The sequence below is a fragment of the Bacteroidota bacterium genome, assembly GCA_019637975.1.
Classification (GTDB): domain Bacteria; phylum Bacteroidota; class Ignavibacteria; order UBA10030; family UBA6906; genus CAADGV01.
Genome location: JAHBUR010000002.1, coordinates 202,038 through 209,265, shown reverse-complemented (window position 1 = coordinate 209,265; position 7,228 = coordinate 202,038). Strand labels below are relative to the sequence as shown.

Sequence of the window (7,228 nt, the reverse complement as noted above, 5' to 3'; positions counted from 1 at the left end):
ATCCCGTTCTTCCCGTGACCGTTGGGCAGATTCAAGAACAATGAAGGGATTCAGATATGCAAGATCAATCGAGCGGTTGCTGTAAATGACCATTTCCTGAAAACCAATATCAAACACTCCGGGGAATGAGAATTCAATTCTGTGCGCTGCGAAAAACTTGTCTGCAACGGTTGGTTCAGTGTATTTCGTTGTTGAATCGGTAGGATCGGAAAAGACGATGTGTCCCCGCCTGCCCAATAGCGATCCGTGAAAGAACGTGTATTTCAGCGATTTGTACTGAAAGTCGGCCCTCAGAAAATCATACGTCCTGACGTTGTCGGATGAAATCATCTTCTGATCGTATCCGGCCCCCCACAGAATCCTTTCACGACCCAACTGCGCCGATACAAGCCCGCCGTCATATCGAAGATATCCCTCGGCATGGTCAAAGTTCTGAATGTCGGTAACTCCGAGCGTGTAGTACTGGCTGATAACAGGATCACGTCGCAGCAGATCTCTGCTCCCCCAGAATTGCGCGTTTGTTCCCTGAATAAAATATCCTAATTTATCCAGCAATGTGCCGCGAGCACGAACGCCGAATTGGACAAATTCTGCACGCGTCGTTCCGAGAGCATCTCCGTTCATCCGGCGTCCGTCGAACGTCAGCAGGCCGTTGACGAACATGGAAATGCTTGAATCGTTCAGCACGTACAGGAATTTTTCCCTGTGTGAAAACTCCTCGCCGATTGCCCGGCCGAAATTCTCCTCGTCCGAATCGATCACAGAAAGAAATCCGTCAACAGAACCCGTACGATCAAACTGGAATTCGGATAAAAAATCGGCCAGCGTTAGCCGCTCGGTTGCCGTAAGATGTTCGGAATCGTGAGCTTCCAGCAAAAATCTTCCCACCTCGCGACGTGAAATCGGCAACACGGCGTCGCGGTATCGCTCGATGACACCCTTCACTTCCATCCGCTTGAGAAATGCGTAGACGGGATGTGTTGCGGGAACCGTCTCAACCTGGGAAATAGTAACGGCACTCAATCCTGACATCAGAACAACCAACACACACAACCGGGTAGGAAAATTCACTGAACCTCTGGAAGTTTATGGTTAGAAATAGATCCCGTACCAGACGGTGCCCGGAGAGATCCGAACTGCCGGAGCCGGAAACTTGATAAAATTAAGGGCTTCCCCGAGTAACTTCAAGAACGGCGTGCTGTCGGGGATCAGTTTTCTCGTGTCCAAGTCTAGAGCCAGAAGTACAACGCTGTAGGGTTTCTTGCCGAGAACGTCGCGGGCCCCGTAACCAACGGCAAGACTCAGAAACTCGGGCCAGAAGTGTTGTACAGCCGTCGGCAGAAAGTTGTGTACATTCATGCTCAGCCAGAGAGTTTGTCCCTCATAGTCGTCAAACATGATATGACGCTGACCCTGAAAGCCGGCACCGCCCGGATTATTCAGCGCCGGTGAGGGATGATAACTGAACTTGAAATCGAAATTCTGAAGAAAAGGCGAATAATACTGGGCTACCGGCCATGATGCACCGAGAAGGTTCGCGGCAAAATCCACGCGATCGAAACCCCACGTTGAGAACCCGTCTTCAATTTCGACGTATGTCTGAAACAGGAGCGAGCCTCCGGCACCCCACCATAATGCTGCCTGCTGTGAAAGACCTGCCCATTCGAACGACTTCCTGAGAAGGAACGTACCGACGGTTGCCCCGTAGAAATGCCCTAATTTGTCAACATACAGGCCGTACTTGAGGTCCTCCTGAAAATGAAACGACCTTCGATTATCCTTCCACCAGCCATTAGCTTGATAGATATGAATCGCGGCAATTGTTACGCCGACCGTTCCTGTTACGATTGCGAGCCTGACCGGGTGGATAATCGTTGTATCGGGAGAGGGGCCGGACTGCGGAGAATCGTCTGTTTGATGACTACCTTCAGTCAGGAGCAGGACACTCTGTTTTGTGGAGTCAATCTGCGCGGAGAGATTCATACAGTTCAGCAGAAGAAGCAACGCTGCGAAAGCCCGTCGGGCCGGCTCTCCAACGGTTCGTTTCATCTCAGGCAATGCGCGAACGAAAATAGTCGATAGTTGCCAGTAACCCTTCATGGCGCTTCACTTTAGCTTCCCATTGGAGAAGTGTTTTCGCTTTGGTTGTGTCGGGTTGACGAATCTTCGGGTCATCTTCGGGCAACTCCTTGAACACAATCTTGCTCTTGCTGCCGGTAAGTTCTATCACCTCCTGCGCAAGCTGCAGCATGGTAATTTCATCCTTATTGCCTATGTTGACGGGATTCACTTCGTCGGATAACAGGAGGCGGTAAATACCGTCAATAAGGTCATCCACATAACATACGCTTCTCGTCTGGCTCCCGTTCCCGAATACCGTCACATCCTCGCCCCTCAGGGCCTGTGATACAAAGGCGGGAATTGCCCTGCCATCTTCAATTCTCATCCGGGGACCATACGTATTGAAAATACGGACAATGCGCGTATCAACGCCATGATACCTGTGATACGCCATGGTCATTGCCTCGGCGAAGCGCTTCGCTTCGTCATACACGCCCCGTGATCCCACAGGATTCACGTTCCCCCAGTATGATTCCGGTTGCGGATGAACGAGAGGGTCGCCGTAGACTTCCGAGGTTGATGCAAGCAAGAACCGCGCATTCTTTTCCTTTGCCAATCCTAATGCCTTGTGCGTTCCAAGTGACCCGACCTTGAGCGTTTGAATCGGGAGTTTCAGGTAGTCAATCGGGCTGGCCGGTGAGGCGAAGTGAAGAATGAAGTGAACAGCCCCGTCAACATAAATGTATTCGGTTACATCATGTTTGATGAACCTGAATTTCTCATTTCCAATTAAATGGGAGATGTTTCTTGTATCTCCCGTAATCAGATTGTCGATGGCCGTAACGCGATATCCTTCTGCGAGAAGCCTGTCGCACAAATGCGAACCGAGAAAGCCTGCCCCGCCTGTCACTACAGCATGGGGAACCTGGGAAGAGGCCAAGCGTTATGCTCCCTTTCTTGTTATGTGATTCGAGTTGCGTCCAATTCCGTAGTACGAAAAGCCCATATCGCGCAATCGCTGCGGATCATAGATGTTGCGTCCATCAAAAATCACGGGCTGCTTCATGAGACTGCGCATCCTTTCGAAATCGGGACGTCGGAACTCGTTCCACTCCGTTACGATTACCAACGCATCTGCCCCTTTCAGCGCATCATAGTTGTTCACAAAGAACTCCGGACCTTGCGTAACGCGCTTCTTTGTTTCTTCTATTGCCACGGGGTCGTGCAACCTAAGATTGACCCCCTCGTTTCTCAGGGCCTCGATAATCCTCAGTGACGGCGCTTCCCGTATATCATCGGTGTTCGGCTTGAACGCCAACCCCCAAAGCGTAACCGTCAGGCCCTTGAGATTTCCGTTGAAGTGGTTCTTGATCTTGTGGACAATGATCTCTTTCTGGCGGAAATTCACGTCTTCTACAGAACGCAAGATCTTGAAGTCGTAGCCCGTTTGCGTTGCGCTGTTCAAAAGAGCAGCAACGTCCTTCGGAAAACATGAACCGCCGTACCCGACGCCCGCGAACAGGAACTGTGTCCCAACCCGGGGGTCGGTACCCATCCCCTTTCTCACGAGGTCGATATCTGCACCGAGCAGTTCGCAGAGATTGGCAACCTCGTTCATAAACGAGACTTTTGTTGCGAGGAATGAGTTGGCTGCATACTTTGTCAATTCCGAGCTGCGCTCATCCATAATGATGAGCGGATTGCCTGTACGGATAAACGGAGCATACAAATCCTGCATAATTGCCAGCGCTTTAGGGCTTCTCGAACCCACAACAATCCTGTCGGGCTTCATGAAATCGTTCACGGCCGCCCCTTCTTTCAAGAATTCAGGATTCGAGACGACGTCAAACGGGTGCTTTGTTTGTGCTCCGACAACTTCGCTCACCCTGTCGGCGGTCCCGACGGGAACCGTACTTTTGTTTACAATCACTTTGTAGCCATTCATGTACATGCCGATCTGTTTTGCAACGGCAAGAACGTGCTGCAAGTCTGCCGACCCGTCTTCTGATTGCGGTGTCGGAAGCGCAAGAAAAATGATGTCCGTTTGCTGAGCGGCATGCTTCAGATCGGATGTGAAGGTAAGCCTGCCTTCATGAATGTTCTTCTTCAACAAGTCGGTCAAACCCGGTTCATAGATCGGGCTATCCCCCCGTTTGAGAATAGCCAGTTTAATTTCATCAATATCAACACATATCACGTCGTTACCGCTTTCGGCGAAGCAGGTGCCGACAACGAGACCGACATAACCGGTTCCAATAACGCTGATTTTCAAGGGCGTACTCCTGATGATTTCATGTGAGGTGAAGTTAGCGTAAAGAAAATATGGAAAATATGGATGAGACTCAAAGGGACATTAGCGAAGGGATCCCGCGAACCAGCCCGCGGGTTGTCAATGCGGTTAGTATGCTCCTTTGCCGAACAGGACAACCGGCACAGTCTGCGCGAGAATCTCGATATCGAAAAGAATGGATTGATTCTCGATATAATATAAATCCAGCATCACCATTTCCCGGAAACCGAGATGGCTTCGCCCCGAAACCTGCCAAAGTCCGGTCATGCCCGGTTTGGCTTTAGCCCTTCCCCTGAAGTATCCCCCTACATCATCCACCTCGGTGAGCCGCTTGAAATCGGTTACCGGAAGCGGCCTCGGCCCGACAAGGCTCATCTCCCCTTTGAGCACATTGAACAGTTGCGGCAGTTCATCAATGCTGTACCGGCGTATGTACTTTCCCACGGTTGTGAGTCGCGGATCGTTCCGCATTTTGAATAGTGCGCCCGTCGATTCATTCTTGGGGAAGAGCGTCTCCTTTTTTTCGTCGGCCTCATGATACATGCTTCTGAATTTGTAGAACAGGAACGGCTTGTCCCTGTCACTCAATGCCCGTTTCTGCTTGAAGAACACCGGCCCCCTCGACTCCAACTTCGTTGCGACGGCAACAACAAGAAACAGCGGGGCGAACAGAACAAGAAGGAACGCCGACCCGGCAATATCGAACATGCGCTTTGCAATCCGCTTCGAGCCGTCAATCCGCTGCCGCACAGGAGAGAACAACGGTAACCCGGCAATATCCTGAATCCGCACTTGATTGAAGAGCGTATCCGTTTCCGGCGAGACGACCCTCATCCTGACATAATGTTTACGGCACAAGCGTTCAAGTTCGTCGTACGAGCCGTTGAGTTCAGGCGATGAAAGAACCATGAAATCAACATTCTGGGCAAGAATCTCCTTTTCCACCTCGGCACTATTCACATGCACTTTCCGGTCGGTACTGCTGTACATCGGTGTATTCAGCACCTTCACCGGTTCATACCCGAGATCGGGAAAATCCTGGAACAAATTCAACAGCCTGTCGATATTCTGGCCCGGCCCCACAACGAGTGTGTTCCACCTTCCATAGCCGTAGGTTCGAAGCACGCGGAAGACTCGTCGAACGCCGAACCACACAATCCCGTAGACAACAGGAACGGATACAAAAAACAAAATCAGAAACTCCCGTGAATAGGGGATGCCTCCCGCGAGGAACAGAGATGAGAGAATAATCGCGGCGCTATAGATGAACGCCTTTGTAGCCCCGAGATATTGATGCATCACCGGCGTATACGAAACCGTGCGGTACAGTCCGAGTGCCGTGAACGACACAAGAAAGACGGCAACGACGAAGACATACAGTGGAATGTGTGTCGTGAAGAACTCACTCACACCATTACCGGGATTTTGCAGCGTTGCAGCGAGAAGGAAGGCAATGCTCAAAACAACCGCGTCAACAACAATCCCCACTCCCGCGGCACATGTCCGCCAATTACGGCGCAGCAATGAGATCACAAAATTGATGGTTCCCCGTCTGTGTCGTGAAGTGCCTTCCCGCGAAATGGAGGCCTCTCTTCGTGAAGGCAAAGCTAATTTAGGCAGATAAAGCATAAGGTGCAAAGACACTGATGTTTTGCGCACGTTCAAACCCGCCACAAAGTACATGAAGAAGATGACACATCAGATGATACGCGTCACCGATGTCCGGGGTCATCCCGGCAAGATAACTGATTCGTGAGTTGTAAAGAGCAGTTTTATGTGGGGAGCGAGTATCCCTGTGACATTCGCGGATGGGGGGCGGGTGATCGAATCCTGCGAATGTTGCTTTTCTTAACGGTTCGTTAGATACCACTCCACTGCCAACCGGAGGCCGGCTTCGAGCGGGATCTTTGCTTTCCAGCCTAACTTCTCGAGCCTCGAAACATCAAGCAGTTTACGCGGCGTGCCGTCAGGTTTCGAAGGGTCAAATCGTAACTCCCCTTCATATCCGACAGTTGACCTTACCAACAATGCAAGCTCCTTGATCGAAACGTCGGACCCGACGCCGATGTTGACAATGTCCGACTCGTCGTACGTCAGCATCAGGTGAACGCACGCTTCGGCGCAATCGTCCACATGCAGGAACTCCCTTCGCGGAGACCCGCTCCCCCAGATTTCCACAAACGGAGCATTCCTTTCCTTTGCTTCGACAAATTTTCTGATCAACGCCGGAAGCACATGGGCATTTTCCAGGTCGAAGTTATCATTGGGGCCGTACAGATTCGTCGGCATAACGGATATGTATTTCGTGCCGTACTGCCGGTTATAGGCCTGGCACATCTTGATGCCTGCGATTTTCGCTACTGCATACGGCTCATTGGTCGGTTCGAGCTTGCCGTCAAGCAAAAATTCCTCACGCATCGGCTGCGGCGCCATGCGAGGATAAATGCACGAACTGCCGAGAAACAACAGCTTCTTCACGCCGTTCTCGTAGCTTGCGTGAATCACATTCGCCTGCGGGACAAGGTTCTCATAGATGAACTCTGCCGGATATGTGTTGTTCGCGTAAATGCCGCCGACTTTTGCCGCCGCCAGAAACACATACTCCGGCTGCTCGCTCACAAAGAACTCACGAACCGCCTGCTGATCGAGTAAATCCAATTCTGCCCGCGTGCGTCCGACGATATTTGTGAAACCACGACTATTGAGGTTTCTGACAATGGCCGAGCCGACAAGACCGCGATGGCCGGCAACAAAAATCCTGGCTGATGGGTGCATAACGAGAATTACGTTGGTGTCTTTTTCCTGAACGTATCTTGAATAAGATAAAAAATAAACTTTGCATTTGTGCTTGTATATCTGCGCCACAGCCTTTTGGGT

General features: G+C 51.2%; 6 protein-coding genes. All 6 read right to left on the bottom strand.

Annotated elements, in window-relative coordinates; all coding sequences use genetic code 11:
* Positions 1 to 1,071 (bottom strand): hypothetical protein (locus KF749_01855; GenBank protein ID MBX2989891.1); only part of this gene is annotated, 1,071 nt, incomplete at its 3' end.
* Positions 1,072 to 1,092: 21 nt separating this feature from the next.
* Complete coding sequence (locus KF749_01850) at positions 1,093 to 2,049, bottom strand: DUF2279 domain-containing protein (GenBank protein ID MBX2989890.1); 957 nt, start codon at positions 2,047 to 2,049, stop codon at positions 1,093 to 1,095.
* A gap of 1 nt (position 2,050) precedes the next feature.
* The gene (locus KF749_01845) at positions 2,051 to 3,001 is read right to left on the bottom strand and encodes an SDR family oxidoreductase (protein MBX2989889.1); all 951 of its coding nucleotides are present in this window, start codon (positions 2,999 to 3,001) and stop codon (positions 2,051 to 2,053) included.
* Positions 3,002 to 3,004: 3 nt separating this feature from the next.
* Entirely contained in the window at positions 3,005 to 4,333 is a 1,329-nt protein-coding gene (locus tag KF749_01840; GenBank protein MBX2989888.1) for a UDP-glucose/GDP-mannose dehydrogenase family protein, read from the bottom strand.
* A gap of 126 nt (positions 4,334 to 4,459) precedes the next feature.
* Positions 4,460 to 5,875 carry a sugar transferase gene (locus tag KF749_01835; GenBank protein ID MBX2989887.1) on the bottom strand — a complete coding sequence of 472 codons (1,416 nt, stop codon included), beginning with the start codon at positions 5,873 to 5,875 and terminating at the stop codon, positions 4,460 to 4,462.
* Positions 5,876 to 6,199: 324 nt separating this feature from the next.
* Positions 6,200 to 7,126, bottom strand: a complete 927-nt coding sequence (locus tag KF749_01830) for a GDP-L-fucose synthase (protein MBX2989886.1) — start codon at positions 7,124 to 7,126, stop codon at positions 6,200 to 6,202.
* Between the last annotated feature and the right edge of the window lie 102 nt (positions 7,127 to 7,228).